At 70.8% G+C, this 14,886-nt stretch carries 11 protein-coding genes and 1 pseudogene; 10 read left to right on the top strand and 2 right to left on the bottom strand.

The window, feature by feature from the left end; translation table 11 throughout:
- From ACODT0_RS37455 to ACODT0_RS37425, 7 genes and pseudogenes are all read left to right on the top strand, one after another.
- The coding region (locus ACODT0_RS37455) for a TonB-dependent siderophore receptor (protein WP_489043632.1) at nt 1–2,407 on the top strand (2,407 nt) is incomplete at its 5' end.
- Between the two features lie 3 nt (nt 2,408–2,410).
- A complete protein-coding gene (locus tag ACODT0_RS37450) occupies nt 2,411–3,130 on the top strand; it encodes a hypothetical protein (protein WP_489043631.1) in 720 nt (239 codons plus the stop codon).
- 6 nt (nt 3,131–3,136) lie between these two features.
- Nucleotides 3,137–5,734 (top strand): PepSY domain-containing protein, encoded by a 2,598-nt coding sequence (locus ACODT0_RS37445; protein ID WP_413765696.1) that lies wholly within the window; start codon nt 3,137–3,139, stop codon nt 5,732–5,734.
- Nucleotides 5,735–5,813: 79 nt separating this feature from the next.
- Nucleotides 5,814–6,464, top strand: coding sequence for an ABC transporter ATP-binding protein (locus ACODT0_RS37440; RefSeq protein WP_413765361.1), 651 nt, complete (start codon nt 5,814–5,816; stop codon nt 6,462–6,464).
- A complete protein-coding gene (locus ACODT0_RS37435) occupies nt 6,461–7,252 on the top strand; it encodes an ABC transporter permease (protein ID WP_413765362.1) in 792 nt (263 codons plus the stop codon). Before ACODT0_RS37440 ends, ACODT0_RS37435 begins: the two co-directional genes overlap by 4 nt.
- 84 nt (nt 7,253–7,336) lie before the next feature.
- A pseudogene (locus ACODT0_RS37430) lies at nt 7,337–7,582 on the top strand (hypothetical protein); the annotation flags it as partial.
- Nucleotides 7,583–7,743: 161 nt separating this feature from the next.
- A complete protein-coding gene (locus tag ACODT0_RS37425; protein ID WP_489043630.1) occupies nt 7,744–7,878 on the top strand; it encodes a hypothetical protein in 135 nt (44 codons plus the stop codon).
- A 1-nt stretch (nt 7,879) separates the two neighbouring features.
- On the opposite strand, the gene ACODT0_RS37420 is transcribed toward ACODT0_RS37425, so the two are convergent.
- Complete coding sequence (locus tag ACODT0_RS37420; RefSeq protein WP_296724706.1) at nt 7,880–8,635, bottom strand: FTR1 family protein; 756 nt, start codon at nt 8,633–8,635, stop codon at nt 7,880–7,882.
- A 147-nt stretch (nt 8,636–8,782) separates the two neighbouring features.
- Here ACODT0_RS37420 and ACODT0_RS37415 point away from each other — a divergent pair, with 147 nt between their 5' ends.
- The 3 genes from ACODT0_RS37415 to ACODT0_RS37405 all read left to right on the top strand — a co-directional run bounded on the left by ACODT0_RS37415 (nt 8,783) and on the right by ACODT0_RS37405 (nt 12,260).
- Nucleotides 8,783–9,124: a hypothetical protein gene (locus ACODT0_RS37415; RefSeq protein WP_057589884.1), complete on the top strand. Its 342-nt coding sequence runs from the start codon at nt 8,783–8,785 to the stop codon at nt 9,122–9,124.
- Between the two features lie 378 nt (nt 9,125–9,502).
- Nucleotides 9,503–11,656, top strand: coding sequence for a TonB-dependent receptor (locus ACODT0_RS37410; protein ID WP_413765363.1), 2,154 nt, complete (start codon nt 9,503–9,505; stop codon nt 11,654–11,656).
- 73 nt (nt 11,657–11,729) lie between these two features.
- Nucleotides 11,730–12,260 carry a transcriptional repressor gene (locus tag ACODT0_RS37405; protein WP_413765364.1) on the top strand — a complete coding sequence of 177 codons (531 nt, stop codon included), beginning with the start codon at nt 11,730–11,732 and terminating at the stop codon, nt 12,258–12,260.
- A 25-nt stretch (nt 12,261–12,285) separates the two neighbouring features.
- Here the strand turns inward: ACODT0_RS37405 and ACODT0_RS37400 are convergent, their stop codons facing one another.
- Complete coding sequence (locus tag ACODT0_RS37400) at nt 12,286–14,835, bottom strand: TonB-dependent receptor (RefSeq protein WP_413765365.1); 2,550 nt, start codon at nt 14,833–14,835, stop codon at nt 12,286–12,288.
- Nucleotides 14,836–14,886: the final 51 nt, after the last annotated feature.

The raw sequence follows: 14,886 nt of genomic DNA, 5'->3' as shown, positions 1-14,886 counted from the left end.
GCCGGTCACGGCGCTGGCCGCGGAGCCGGCGCGGCTCGCGGCCAGCGCCAGCGCGCCCGGCGCCGCGCGCGCCTACCGCATCGAGCCCGGCCCGCTGGCCGCGGTGCTGGGCCGCTTCGCGGCCGCGGCGGGCGTGGCGCTGTCCTTCGATCCCGCCCACACCCGGGACCTGAACTCGCGCGGCCTCGACGGCAGCTTCACGGTGCAGGCCGGCTTCGCCACGCTGCTCGCTGGCACGGGCCTCGAGGCGGTCGAGGGCGGTGCGGGCGAATTCATCCTGCGCCGCTCGGCGAGCGCGCAGGCCGAGCCCGGCGTGATCGAGGGCGCCGGCGCGCTGCCTGCCGTGCGCGTGGTGGCGCGCGCGGCACCCGTGCCCGGCGATGCCGACGACCGCTACCAGCCCACGCCCGATGCCTCGACCCTGCGCACCACCGCGCCGGTGCTCGAGATCCCGCAGGTGGTCAACGTGGTGCCCGCGCAGGCGATCCGCGACCAGCGCCCGCGCAACATCGACGATGCGCTCGCCAACGTCAGCGGCATCAACCAGGGCAACACCCTGGCCAGCACGCAGGACACCATCATGAAGCGCGGCTTCGGCGGCAACCGCGACGGCTCGATCATGCACAACGGCATGCCGCTGGTGCAGGGTCGTGGCCTCAACGCGGCGGCCGAGAGCGTGGAGGTGCTCAAGGGCCCGTCCTCGCTGCTCTACGGCCTGATGGACCCCGGCGGCGTGATCAACGTGGTCAGCAAGAAGCCGCAGCTGCGCCAGCGCACCGCGCTGTCGCTGGGCGCCTCGGGCTATGCGGGCGGGCGCAACGGCACCGGCCAGACGCTCGACACCACCGGTCCCATCGGCGAGAACGGCCTGGCCTACCGGCTGATCGTCGACCGCGTGGATGAGGACTACTGGCGCAACTTCGGCACCCACCGCGAGACGCTGGTCGCGCCCTCGCTGGCCTGGTATGGCGAGGACACGCAGGCCGTGCTCTGGTACGAGTACCGCAAGTTCGTGACGCCCTTCGACCGCGGCACCGCGCTCGACCCGCGCACCAGGAGCCCGCTGGACCTGCCCAAGACGCGGCGCCTGGACGAGCCCTGGAACGAGATGCGCGGCGAGAGCCACCTGGCCCAGCTCTCGGTCGACCACCAGTTCGGCGGCGGCTGGGCCGGCCACCTGAACCTCAGCTACAACCGCGAGACCTACGACGCCAACCAGCTGCGCATCACCGGTGTGAACGCCACGCGCGGCACGCTCACGCGCAGCAACGACGCCACGCACGGCGCCCTGAGCACCGACAGCTATGCCACAGCCTACGTCGACGGCCGCGTCGAGCTCGGCGGCATGCGCCACGACCTGCAGTTCGGCTGGGACGCCGAGTACCGCAAGATCTACCGCGCCGACCTGCTGCGCCAGGCCGTCGCGCGCAGCTTCAGCTACCTCAACCCGGTCTATGGCCTCGAGTTCCCGTCGGCCACGGTGTCGGCCAGCGACAGCGACCAGACCGACAAGCTGCACAACCAGTCCTTCTTCTTCCAGGACTCGATCCATCTCGGCGACCGATGGATCGCCGTGGCCGCGCTGCGCTACCAGGCCTGGTCGCAGACCGCGGGCCGCGGCCGTCCGTTCAAGGCCAACACCGACACCGACGGCTCCAAGGTGCTGCCGCGCCTAGGACTGGTCTACAAGTGGAGCGACAACCTGTCGCTCTACGGCAGCTACACCGAGTCGCTCAAGCCGAGCTCGACCATCGCGCCGCTGTCCTCGGGCTACGTGCTCGACGCCTCGGTGGCGCCCGAGCAGGGCAGGTCGTGGGAACTCGGCGCCAAGCTCGACCTCGCCGGCGGCCTCACCGGCACCGTGGCGCTGTTCGACATTCGCAAGAAGAACGTGCTGGTCTCGCAGTTCAACGACGTGACCAAGCTGACCGACTGGCGCACCTCGGGCGCGGCGCGCTCGCGCGGCCTCGAGGTCGACGTAGCCGGCGAGCTCGGTAAAAACTGGAGCGCGATCGCGAGCTACGCCTACATCGACGCCAAGACCACCGAAGACCCGCTGTACGCCGGCAACCGGCTGTGGAACGTGGCGCGCCAGACCGCGTCGCTGTCGGCCGTGTACGACTTCGGCCAGGTCTTCGGCGCCGAGGGCCGGCTGCGCGTGGGCGGCGGCGTGCACTACGTGGGCAAGCGGCCCGGCGACTCGGCCAACAGCTTCATGCTGCCGGGCTACACCACCGCCGATGCCTTCGCCACCTACGACACGCGCATCCACGGCCGCAAGGTCAAGTTCCAGCTCAACGTGAAGAACCTGTTCGACAAGACCTACTACCCCTCGGCCGCGAACACCTACTTCATCTCCATGGGCGACGCGCGCCAGGTGTCGCTGCTCACCACCTTCGAGTTCTAGGCCATGAGGGACGTCGCTTCCATCGATCGCCGTGGCGCGCTGCTGCGGCTCGCGCTGCCGCTTGCAGCGGGACTGGCCGGCGCGGCCGGCGCTCAGGCCGCGCCCGGCCGCAAGCTCGTGCTGCTGGTGCAGCGCGGCAGCCCGAACGCGGCGGTTGACGAGCAGGTCGCGCAGCACCTGGGCACGCGCGGCTTCGCGGTCGCCATGCTCGACCAGGCGGTGGAGCCCGGCGCGGCGGCGGGCGCCGAGCTGGTCGTGATCTCCTCGACCGTGGCCGCGAAGGACGTGCATCCCGGCTGGCGCCAGCTGCCGGTACCGCTGCTGACCTGGGAGAACGACCTGCTCGACGATCTCGCGATGACGGGCAAGCGGCACGACGTCGATTTCGGCGAAGCCGCGAAGGAACGCTACCTGTGGCTGGTCAACGCACCGCATCCGATGGGCGCGGGCCTGCCAGCCGGCGTGGCCAACGTCTACCAGCGACAGGCCGGCATGAGCTGGGGCCGGCCCGGACTCGGTGCCACCACCATCGCCACCCTCTACGGCCAGCCCGAGAAGGCGGCCATCTTCGGCTACGAGAAGGGCGCCACCATGGACTACGAGTCGCTCGCGCCGGCGCGCCGCGTGATGTTCTTCCTCGGCAACGACGGCTTCACCAACTTGGCAGCGGCCGGTCGCGCGCTCTTCGACGCGGCCGTGGACTGGGCCGCGGGAGCGCGCTGAATGACGATGCCGACATGGCGCCAGGCCTGGTTCCAGCTGCACTGGCTGCTGGGCATCACAGCGGGCAGCGTGCTGCTCGTGATCGGGCTCAGCGGCGCGGTGCTGTCGTTCCGCGAGGAGCTGATCGATGCGCTCAATCCGGGCGGCCGCCACGTGGCGGTGCAGACGCAGGAGGCGCTCGCGCCGCCGCAGCTGCTCGCGGCCGTGCGCGAGGCCTTCCCGGGCCGCCAGGTCGGCACGCTCGCGCTGTTCGCCGAACCCGGCGCCGCGGCGCGCGTGATCTTCGCGCCGCGCCCCGGCGAGCGCCGCGGCGACACCGTCTACCTCGATCCCTACGCGGGCCGGCCGCTGCCGCCGCTGGCGGGCGCGGAGTTCTTCGAATGGGTCGAGGCGCTGCACCGCTGGCTGCTGCTGCCGCGCGAGCCGGGCCGCGTCGCGGCCGGCGTGCTGGCGATCGCGCTGTTCGTGCTGGCGCTGTCGGGCCTGTACCTGCGCTGGCCGCGGCGGCCGCTCGACTGGCGCGCCTGGTTCACCTTCGATCCCGCGCTCAAGGGCCGGCCCTTTCTCTGGGGGCTGCATTCGGTGGCCGGCACCTGCGCCCTGCTGATGTACCTGGTGTTCACCACCACCGGCGTCTACTGGGCCTTCGACGCCGTGCGCGACCGCGTCGATGCCTTCGCGGGCCAGCCACGCGCGCCCGCGCAGGCACGCAATGCGCCGCGCGTGCGCAACATACCGCGCGACGACGCCGGCGCGGTCGACGTGGCGCCCGCCTGGGCCACGTTCCAGCGCCAGGCCGCCGCCAGCGGCTGGAGCGAGGTCATCCTGCGCGTGCCCACGGGGGCCGCGCCCACGGTGCTGTTCACCTGGCTCGATGCGCATCCGGCGCACGAACGCGCGCGCAACCGCATGACGGTGCGCCTGCCGGGCGGCGAGGTCGCGCAGGACGAGCGCCATGATGGCAAGCCCCTGGGCGGCCGCTTCCTGGCCGCCATCTATCCGCTGCACATGGGCACCTATTTCGGGCTGCCGGGGCGCATCGCGATGATGCTCGCGGCGCTGATGCTGCCGGTGTTCACGGTCACGGGCTGGATGCTCTACCTCGATCGCCGGCGCAAGAAGCGCGCGGTGGCGGCCGAACGCGCGGCGCTCGCCGCCGGGGCAGGGCGACCGTCGACAGATGGCGCGGCAGCGCCCGAGGGCGTGCTCGTGGCCTTCGCGAGCCAGTCGGGCACGGCCGAGGGCATCGCGCTGCGCAGCGCCGCCGCGCTCGAGGCCGGCGGCCTGCGCGTGACCGTCGCTTCGCTCGCGCGGCTCGACCCCGAGCAGCTGCGCCATCACCAGCGCCTGCTGCTGGTGGCCAGCAGCTTCGGCGAGGGCGGCCCGCCCGATGCGGCGCGGCGCTTCGCGCAGCGGCTGGTGCAGGTCGGCGGCGATGCGCTCGCGCACCTGCGCTACGGCCTGCTGGCGCTCGGCGACCGGCACTACGCGCGCTTCTGCGGCTTCGGCCATGCACTCGACCATGCGCTGGTGGCGGCGGGCGCGCAGTCGCTGTTTCCGATGATCGAGGTCGACAACGGCGACACGGCCGCTCTCGCGCGCTGGCGCCGCCAACTGGTGGCGCTGCGCGGCGCCGATGCGATCCCGGCCGAGGCGCTGGCCGATGAACCGCTCGAGCCCGCGTTCGAACCCTGGACCTTGGGCGCGCGCCGGCTGCTGAATCCCGGCAGCCTCGGTGCGCCGCTCTACGAGATCGAACTCGCCGCGCCGCCCGAAGCGGCTGCGGCGTGGCGGCCCGGCGCGCTGGCTGAACTGCAGCCGCGGCTGGCGGCCGACACGGTGGCGGCCCTGTTGCGCGCGACGCCGTGGACCGCGGATGCACCCGTCGTGTTCCAGGGCCGGCACTGCACGCTCGCCGAGGCCCTGGCCCGCAGCGCCGTGCCCGCGCCGCAGGCCCTGGTGCAAGGCCTCGACGCGCAGGCGCTGGCCGATGCGCTGGTGCCGCTGGCCACGCGCCGCTATTCGATCGCGAGCCTGCCTTCGGAGGGCCACGTGCGGCTGCTGGTGCGGCAGGCGCGCCATGAGCAGGGCCTGGGCATCGCCTCGGGCTGGCTCACGGCGCATGCGCCGTTGACGGCGCAGGTGCCGCTGCGCCTGCTCGCCAACCCCGGTTTCGCGCCCGTGGCCGACGACCGCCCCTGCATCTTCGTGGGCAACGGCTCGGGTTATGCCGGCCTGCGCGGCCACCTGCGCGAGCGCATCGAGCGCGGCCATCGGCGCAACTGGCTGGTGTTCGGCGAGCGCCAGCTGGCGCGCGACGCCTTCTTCATGGACGAGCTGCGCCACTGGCAGGCCGCGGGCCAGGTCGAGCGCGTCGACCTCGCGTTCTCGCGCGACCATGCGCCGCGCATCTACGTGCAGGACCGCCTGCGCGAGCACGCGGGCGACCTGCGCCGCTGGGTGGGCGAGGGCGCCGCGATCTTCGTCTGCGGCAGCCTGCATGGCATGGCGGCGGGCGTGGACGAGGCGCTCGAGGCCGCATTGGGGCGTGCCACGCTCGACGACCTGATCGCCGAAGGGCGTTACCGGCGCGACGTGTACTGAGGCGGCGCGCGCGAAGGCGGCGCTTCAGCCGCCGTTCAGCTTGATCGGCAAGCTCGGGGCTTTGGCCATTCTTTCGCGCATGCCCGAGCTTTCCCGTCCTTCCGCTCCCGCCCCGGCCCACCTGTCCATCGAGGGCCTGCGTGCATTGCACGTCGGCCCCATCGCGCTGCAGGCCGCGCGCGGCGAATGCATCGCCATCCTCGGCCCCTCAGGCTCGGGCAAGAGCGTGTTCCTGCGGCTGGTGGCCGACCTCGACCCGGGCGAGGGCCGCGTGGTGCTCGACGGCATCGATCGCGCGGCGCTGTCGGGTCCCGAATGGCGCCGGCGCGTGATCTACCAGGCGGCGGAGCCGGCGTGGTGGGGCATGGGCGTGGCCGAGCACTTCCCGGCCGGGCTCGACAGCGGCGTGCTCGCGGGATGGATCGCGGAGCTGGGCCTGCCGCGCGACGTGCTGCAGGCCGACATCGCGCGGCTGTCGACCGGCGAGCGCCAGCGGCTGGCCCTGCTGCGCTCGCTCGCGCACCGCCCCGTGGTGCTGCTGCTCGACGAACCCACCGCCTCGCTCGACCCCGCCACCACGCTCGCGGTCGAAGCGCTGCTGGCGCGCGAACAGGCCGCGGGGCTGACGCTGCTGTGGGTCACGCATTCGCACGAGCAGGCCGCGCGCGTCGCGGCACGCCATCTCGAACTGAACGCGGGCCGGCTGCAGCCGGCGGGGAACGTCGCATGAGCCCCATCCACCTCGACGCCACCGATCTGGTGCTGGCCACGGTGCTGGTGCTGCTGAACGCGCTCGCCTCGCTGCTGCTGGGGCTGCAACTGCATCGGCAGGTGCTGTGGGCGGCCGTGCGCATGGTGGTGCAACTGCTGCTGGTAGGGCTGGTGCTGCGCTTCGTGTTCGCGGCGGCCTCGCCGGGCGCCACCCTGGCCATCGTGCTGCTGATGATCCTGGCCGCGGCGCGCGAGGTGGCGGTGCGGCCCGCGCACCGGTTGCGCGGCGGCGGCAACTTCGGCATCGGCGCGGCGGCCGTGGGCGTGTCGAGCGTGGCGACGGTGGTGCTGGCGCTGATGACCGCGATCCGGCCACAGCCCTGGTACGACCCGCGCTATGCGATCCCGCTGATGGGCATCGTGCTCGGCAGCGTGCTCAATTCGGCCAGCCTGGGCCTCGACAGCTTCTTCGAGGGCGTGACCGAGGGGCGTGCGCGCATCGAGGCCCGGCTGGCGCTGGGCGCGACCATTCACCAGGCGATGGCGGCGCTGATCCGCGCGTCCATCCGCAAGGGGATGATCCCGATCGTCAACCAGATGTCGGCGGCCGGCGTGATCACCTTGCCCGGCATCATGACCGGCCAGCTGCTCGCGGGCATGGACCCGGTCGAGGCCGCGAAGTACCAGATCCTGCTGCTCTTCCTGCTCACCGGTGCCGGCGGCATGGCGGCCGCCGGCGCGGTCTATCTGGCGGCGCGCTCCTTCACCGACGACCGGCAGCGGCTGCGTGCCGACCGCCTGCGCTGAACCGGCAACCCCCTGGACGGACGATGCGCCCATCTTTACCTGCTGTTTTCAATCCGTTCGGCAGTTTTGCAACTGCGCTGCATCATGCTTTTGGAGAGCGCGCCGCACCGCGGCAGCTACCGTACCGACCCATCGACCATGCCCATGCCTGCTGAAAAACACCGGGAAGAAACGCTCGGCGACGACGTCGTCCGCCAGCGCCTCGAGGAAGCGGACATCCGCGTCAACGCCGAGCGGCTGCAGATCCTCGGCCGGCTGATGTCGAACGCCGGCCAGGCCTGCACGGCCCAGGAGCTCTATCCGCGCGGGGTCGAGGAATCGAATGCCGCCGCGGTGTCGCGCGTGTACCGGACGTTGCACCTGCTCGAGAAGAAGAAGGTGATCGAGCGGCGGGTGCGGCAGGTGCGCGGACGGCCGGTGTTCAGCTACGTCTCGGTGCGCAGAGCGCGCCCTCGCGCATCCGCTTCCAGTGCCGAAGCTGCGGCGCCAGCGTGGTCGCCGAGGATGTCGAGCTGCGCGAGCAGGTCGCGAAGGTGGGAGCCGACCAGGGGCTGCCCGTCGCCTCGAAGGAGGACATCGTGGTGTGGATCGCGTGCAACCGCTGCAGCGCGGGCGCGCCCGACTGAGCTACTCGACGCGCGCGGCCGTCTCCGACCACCAGCCGCGCAGCACCCAGTAGAGCGGCGGCAGCATCAGCACGGCGCACAGCCAGGCATGGCGCGCGCCCTCCTCGAAGAAAGGCGCCACGGTCAGCGCCCAGGCCACGCCGTCGTCGCGCAGTTCGGGAATGCGCAGCAGGTCGGCCACGCTGTAGAGCAGCAGCTGGATCGCGAGCAGGGCCAGCAGCAGCGCCGAGACGCGGAACGCCAGCAGCAGCCGCGCGCGCAGGTGCAGCCACTGCCATGCGGGCAGCAGCAGCCCGGTGGCCGCGACGCCCAGCAGCACGCCCAGCGCGGCATCCACCATGCCGGCGCGCGCGCCGATCGCGCGCACGAAGACCGCGATCTCGAGCGATTCGCGAAAGGCCGACAGCGCGACGAAGGCCACGACCAGGAAGGGCGCGGCCGGGCTGTCCAGCCAGGCTTCATGGAACAGGTGGACGCGGCCGCGGATCTGCCGCACCGAGGCCGCCATGCTCGTGGCCATGACCAGGATGCCGATCGCCATCAGGGTGCTGAGCCCGGCGCTGACGTTGCGGTCGATGGAGGCATCCATCAGCAGCATCGACAGCGCCGCGGCCGGCGCGAGCCCCAGGCCCAGGCCCCAGCCGACGTACTTGAGCAGCGAGAGACGCCGGGATTCGCGCAGGCAGGCATACAGCGAGCCCACGATCAGGATCAGCTCGGCCAGCTCGCGCAGGGTGATGGCGAAGGCGTCAAACATCGGTGGGTCGGCGCGGCGTCGAGATGACAACGATTCTCATTGTTAAAGTATCGCACGGCCGTCCTCGAGCGGCCCCGTGCGACACTGCCGTCGCGCCTTCGACAACAGAAACAGCGCTCAGCAGCACTCAGGGGTATCGCCGTGGCCGTGAACGATCAAGAAATCCTCAGCATCGTCGACCGGGCCGTCGACGAGTTCAACGGCGACCTCGACGACCTCGAAAGCGCGATCGGCATGCTGCTGCTCGGGCGGCATTACGGCTGGCGCGTGGTGTTGTTGATCCACAGCCCGACCACCGTGCGCAAGTACCTGAAGATCCTCGGCCTGAAGAACCTGCGCGACGTGCTGCCCGAGGTCGGCGTGCTCGCGCATCGCTCGAACGCCTGGCGCCTGCTCGACGGCACCAAGAACTTCTGGAAGGTCGTGCGCGGCCAGATCAGCGGCGTGCGTTCCGCCCGGGTCGAGAAGACCCCGAGCAAGCCCTCCTGACCCCCTCCGATTCGTCTGGATCCGGGACTCGCCGGAGGGTTGGCCGTGCGCGCTTGCGTGGCATTTCCCCAACACGAAAGTAGTTCTTGCAAGGACTACTTGTCCTTGGGTTGCAGAGCCGGCGACTTCCTTTTCTCTCCCTTGAATCCGATTCGCAGGGATCGGTTTGCGCCGAATCAGTAGCACTTGACAGTACTACTACCTGCTTCTACATTTGCTCGAAATTGCGAATCGTTCGTATTTCCGTCTCTTTCGCGGCCGCGATCAGAAGGGGGAGATGGCAGCGGCGATGCGCTCTTTCGCAGCCGGCGCGAATGCGCCTTCTCTTTCCTTCATCGGTTCCAAATGAACAAGTCACGCAGCCCGCGCCTTCCGGGCATGGCACCCGCTACCGCGCCCAGCGCCGTCGTCCGGGCGATTCACCTGCTCACCGCCGGCGCCACCCTGGCCCTCGGCGCATCGACCGCCTGGTCGCAGACCGCGACCGGCACCAACTCGCTGCCGCCCATCACCGCCACGGGCGCCGAGCAGGGCTACGCCGCCCGGCGCAGCACCACCGCCACCAAGACCGACACGCCGCTGCGCGACACGCCGCAGTCGATCAGCGTGGTGACCGGCGACGAGCTGCGCGACCGCGCGGTGCAGAGCATTGCCGAGGCCGCGCGCTACGTGCCGGGCGTGGGCTTCGCGCAGGGCGAGGGCAACCGCGAGACGCCGATCTTCCGCGGCATCAGCACCACCGGCGACTTCTTCATCGACGGCATCCGCGACGACGTCCAGTACTACCGCGACCTCTACAACATCGAGCGCGTGGAAGTGTTCAAGGGCCCGAACGCGATGATCTTCGGCCGTGGCGCCACCGGCGGGCTGATCAACCGCGTGAGCAAGCAGCCCGAGTGGACGCCTTCGTACGGCGCCTCGGTCACGCTGGGCTCGCACAGCAACCGCCGCCTGACGGCGGACATCAACCAGCCGATCAACGACCAGCTGTCGTTGCGTCTCAACGGCCTGTACGAGAACTCCAAGAGCTACCGCGACGGCGTCTGGCTCGAGCGCTCGGGCATCAACCCGACCCTGAGCTGGCGCCCGAGCGCGAAGACGCTGGTGACGCTGGGCTACGAGCACTTCAAGGACAAGCGCATCGCCGACCGCGGCATCACCTCGTTCCGCGGCGTGCCGGTGGCGACCGATCCCTCGACCTTCTTCGGCAACGCGGCCGGCAGCCCGACCTGGTCCTCGCTCGATGCCTTCAACGCGCTGGTCGAGCACGAGTTCGACAACGGCGTGGTGCTGCGCAACCGCACGCGCTGGTCCGAGCAGGACAAGTTCTACCGCAACGTGTTCCCCGGCGCGGTCAACGCGCTCGGCACCACGGTGGCGATCAGCGCCTACGACAACGCGACCACGCGCAAGAGCTTCTTCAATCAGACGGACGTCAGCTTCACGCTGAACACTGGCGCGGTGAAGCACAAGTTCCTCGTGGGCGCGGAGATCGGCAAGCAGGACACCGACAACTTCCGCAACACCGGCTACTTCAACAACACGGCCACCAGCGTGAACGTGCCGCTGTGGCTGCCGACGACCTACGCGCCGGTGTTCTACCGCCAGTCCGCGACCGATGCCAACAACAGCGGCACCGCCAAGGTCGCGGCGCTCTACGTGCAGGACCAGATCGAGCTGAGCCCGCAGTTCCAGCTCATCGCGGGCCTGCGCTACGACCGCTTCCGCGTCGACTTCCGGAACAACCGCAACGGCGACCGCTTCAAGACCGACGACGACCTCGTGTCGCCGCGCCTGGGCGTGATCTACAAGCCGATCGAGCCGCTGTCGCTGTATGCGAACTACAGCATCGCCTACCAGCCGCGCGCGGGCGACCAGCTGTCCTCGCTCACGCTGAGCTCGTCGGCGCTCAAGCCCGAGAAGTTCAAGAACTACGAGATCGGCGCCAAGTGGGACGTGCTGCCCGCGCTCGCGGCCACCGCCGCGCTCTACCGCCTCGACCGCTCCAACGTGGTGGTGCTCGATCCGACCGACCCGACCGGCGCGCGCACCATCCTCAGCGACGGCCAGCGCACCCAGGGCTTCGAGCTCGGCCTCAGCGGCAACATCACGCCGGCCTGGAGCGTCTCGGGCGGCTACTCCTACACCGACGCCAAGTTCAAGGCCGACACCTCGGCCACGATCCGCGCCGGCGCCCGCGTCGGCCAGGTGCCCAAGCACACCTTCGCACTGTGGAACCGCTACGACTTCACGCCCATGTGGGGCGCGGGTGTCGGCGTGATCCACCAGGCCAAGATGTTCGCGTCGAGCGAGCAGATCGTGACCGCCGCGCAGCCGTTCCCGAACGTGGTGCTGCCGGGCTACACGCGCGTCGACGCGGCCGTGTTCTTCACGCTCAACCGCAACGTGCAGATGCAGCTGAACGTCGAGAACCTGTTCAACCGCAAGTACTTCCTCAACGCGAACAGCAACACCAACATCACGCCGGGCGCGCCGCGCTCGTTCCGCGTGTCGCTGAACGCGAAGTTCTGATGCGCGCGGCCGGCGGGCTTCATCGCCCGCCGGCCGTGTCCGCCCGCGAACCGAAGCTTTCAGGAGCCCGACGATGAATCCACCCACGAGCCCGCCTTGGCAGCCCGACGCGATGATCCGCCTCGTCAACCGCAAGGCGGGCCTGCGCCATCCGGCGTTCGGAGCGCATTCCGGCGTCACCGACCGCAACCAGCTGCAGCACGACCGCATCCTCGCGGTCATGGCCGAGCCCGAGGGCGACAGCTTCCATCCGCGCGATCTGCACCGCAGGCTCACGCAGCGGGGCACGCCGATGAACATGTCGGCGATCTATTCGGCGCTCAAGCGCCTGGCCGCCGAGGGCGCGATCGAGCACCTGCTGGTGGAGCGCAACGGCCGCGCCGTCTCGACCTACCGCCTGCCCGAGCACGAAGCCGCCGCGCCTTCCGAGGCCGCGGGCCGGCTGGTGTGCACCGGCTGCGGGCGCTCGGTCGACCTCCGCGGCACGGGCCTGCTGTCGCGGCTCATCGCCGATGCGGGCAAGGCCCATAGCCTGCCGCTGCCGGTGGAGGCGGTCGAGGTGCAGGTGCTGTGCGAAGCCTGCCGCGAAGCGCGGGACGACTGAGCTTCGTGCCTCCCGCGCGCCGCCATCACCAGCGGTGCGTATAGCTCAGCTTCAGCACGGCACCGGGAGCCGGCAGGCGGCTCGTGTTGTTGTTGCTGCGAAGCAGCTGGCTGTAGAGCGGGAAGTACTTGCGGTTGAAGAGGTTCTCCACGCCGATCGCCAGGTTGTTCCTGTCGTCGATCTTCCAGCGACTGATCAGGTCGACGGTGGTGTAGCCGCTGGTGTCGCGGCGTCCGAAGCTGCTCACGCCGTCGAGGCGGTAGTCCTTGCCCGCATACGAGGTCGCCTGCAGCCGGTGGCTCCACCGGCCATCGGGCTTGTACTCGACGTAGGCCGTCAGCTTGAGCGGCGGGATGCGGTAGCCGGTCATGTCCTGGTAGCGCGCGGCGCCCTGCGGCAGTTCGCGGCCCTTCATCCAGGTGAAGCTGCCGCCCAGGGCCCAGCGCTCGTCGTCGCTGAAGTAGTCGAGCGCGCCTTCGAGGCCGTGGATGCGCTCCTTGGTGCGCAGCAGGTTCAGCCCGTTGTTGAAGCTCTGCACGGCGCCGAGGTCCGACTGCGACTGGAAGGCCGCGAGGTTCGCGACCACGTTGGAGAAGCGGCCGCGCCATCCGAGCTCGACGGTGTCGGTCTTGACCGGCTGCAGGTCGGAGCCCGCGATGTTGAAGGCCGGCGTGGCATTGCGCACCTGCAGGCCGATGTCGGGCAGCTCGAAGCCCTGGCTGTACGACAGGTAGAGGTCGTGCGCCTTGGTCGGGTTGAAGACCAGGCCCGCGTTGTAGGTCCAGCCCTTGTAGTCGACCGCGCCGCCGTTGACCGGGCGCGGGTTGGCCACGCGCGATTGCGACAGCGGCACGAAGCTGTCGAAGCGCGTGCGGGCGCGGTCGTAGCGCACGCCGCCTTCGACCGACCACCGGTCGTCGAAGCGGTGCTGCAGCTGGGCGAAGCCGCCGAGGCTGCGCGTGGCGATCGGCGGCATGAAGATGCGCGAGCCGGTCTTGAGGAAACTCAGGCCGCCGCTCAGGTCGTACAGGCGCGGCTCGAACATGTCCAGCGGCATGTCGCTGCGTTCCTGGTTGAAGTCGGCGCCCCAGGTCAGTTGCGTCTTCCTGTCCGCGCCCAGCGGCGTCTTGATGGTCAGCCGGCCGCCGTAGACCTCGGAGTTCTGCGTGACCTGGTCCACGTTGGCGCCGCGCACCGACACGCCGCGCGCATCGAAGGGCGCGAAGCGGGTGAAGAAGTCGCGGTAGTAGAACTGCGCGGCCAGCGAGCTGCCGGCGATGTCGCGGTGCTGGTAGTCGATGCCGACCAGCGTGTTCTTCACGCGGTTCTGCTCGGCCAGTTGCAGCCCGCGCAGCGGCCGGGCCGCGGCGCTGCCGGCGGGCAGCTTCGCCACCGAGGGATCGGAGCCGTAGTCGGTGTCCTGTTTCGCGTCGTAGTGGCTCGCGGACAGCTGCAGCCGCTGGTCCGCATCGATGCGCCAGCCGATCTTGGCCGAGGCGCTGTAGATGTTCGAGTCGAACAGGTCGCCCTGGCTGGGCTCGGGCGCGATGCGGTTGCCTTTGGCGTCGTAGGAGGCGCCGACGCGGCGCGCGCCGAGGCTCAGCGTGTAGTCGAGCTTCTCGCCCGCGCCCGACAGGTAGTGCTGCACCTCGCCGCCGAAGCCCGCCGAGCCGATGCGCGACAGCGGCGTCACGCCGGTCACCGTGGTCTCGGCGCGGGTCTGCCCGTCGGGCTGGCGCGTGCGGATGGAGACGATGCCGCCGGCCGCGCCGCTGCCGTAGATCGCGCTGCTGCCGCGCAGCACCTCGATCTGCTCGACGTCGGCCGGATTGACGTTGGCGAGGTTGCGCGAGGAGTCGCGGTTGGTGTTGAGCGGAATGCCGTCGACCAGCACCAGCATGTTGCGTCCGCGCAGGGTCTGGCCGTAGTCGGTGATGGTGTGGCTGGAGTCGGCCATGCCGGGCACCACCTTGCTCAGCAGGGTGGCCACGCTGTCGGAGCCCTGGCGCAGGACCTCGAGCTCCTGGCGCTCGATCACCGTGACCTGGCGCGTGGGTGCCATCAGGTTGCTCTGGGTGCGGTCGGTCACGGTGATCGGCGCCAGCGCATCGCCCGGGCTCGCGGGATCGGCGGCCGGCGCGGCGGCGCCCGCGGGTGCTGGCGCGGGACGGCTGGCCGGTGCCGCCGCATCGGCCGCCTCCAGCGTGAAGTTGCCGCCGCCCAGCGCGCGCGTGCGCAGGCCGCTGCCGGCCAGCAGGCGTTCGAAGCCTTCCTGCACCGCGAACGCGCCGCGCAGGCCCGGCGTCGAGAGGCCGCGCGTGCGCGCCAGGTCCATGCTGAGGTTGACGCCGGCCTGACCCGCGAAATTCAGCAGCGCCGGGCCCAGCGGGCCGGCGGGAATGTCGTAGCGCGCGGCGGCCTGGGCCACGGCGGGATCGGCGGCCCGGGCCAGCGGCGCGGCCAGCGTGCCGCACAGGCCGAGCAGGCACAGCGCGCCGCGCACGCTGCGCACGAGCGGGCGCGGCGGCGCCGCGCGGAGGGTTCGGGAAGCGGAAGGGCGGGGCCGTTCGGTCATGAAGGGGTTCCTGTCGTCGATCGTTGAAAGCGGGTCTCGTCCTGCATGACA

This window comes from Variovorax sp. FG153 (genome assembly GCF_057809595.1).
This window is presented reverse-complemented; position numbering and strand designations above follow the sequence as displayed.

Coding starts and splice junctions, on each gene's coding strand:
- ACODT0_RS37450 (WP_489043631.1), top strand. CDS start 2,411: ATGAGGGACGTCGCTTCCATCGATCGCCGTGGCGCGCTGCTGCGGCTC.
- ACODT0_RS37445 (WP_413765696.1), top strand. CDS start 3,137: ATGCCGACATGGCGCCAGGCCTGGTTCCAGCTGCACTGGCTGCTGGGC.
- ACODT0_RS37440 (WP_413765361.1), top strand. CDS start 5,814: ATGCCCGAGCTTTCCCGTCCTTCCGCTCCCGCCCCGGCCCACCTGTCC.
- ACODT0_RS37435 (WP_413765362.1), top strand. CDS start 6,461: ATGAGCCCCATCCACCTCGACGCCACCGATCTGGTGCTGGCCACGGTG.
- ACODT0_RS37420 (WP_296724706.1), bottom strand. CDS start 8,635: ATGTTTGACGCCTTCGCCATCACCCTGCGCGAGCTGGCCGAGCTGATC.
- ACODT0_RS37410 (WP_413765363.1), top strand. CDS start 9,503: ATGGCACCCGCTACCGCGCCCAGCGCCGTCGTCCGGGCGATTCACCTG.
- ACODT0_RS37405 (WP_413765364.1), top strand. CDS start 11,730: ATGAATCCACCCACGAGCCCGCCTTGGCAGCCCGACGCGATGATCCGC.
- ACODT0_RS37400 (WP_413765365.1), bottom strand. CDS start 14,835: ATGACCGAACGGCCCCGCCCTTCCGCTTCCCGAACCCTCCGCGCGGCG.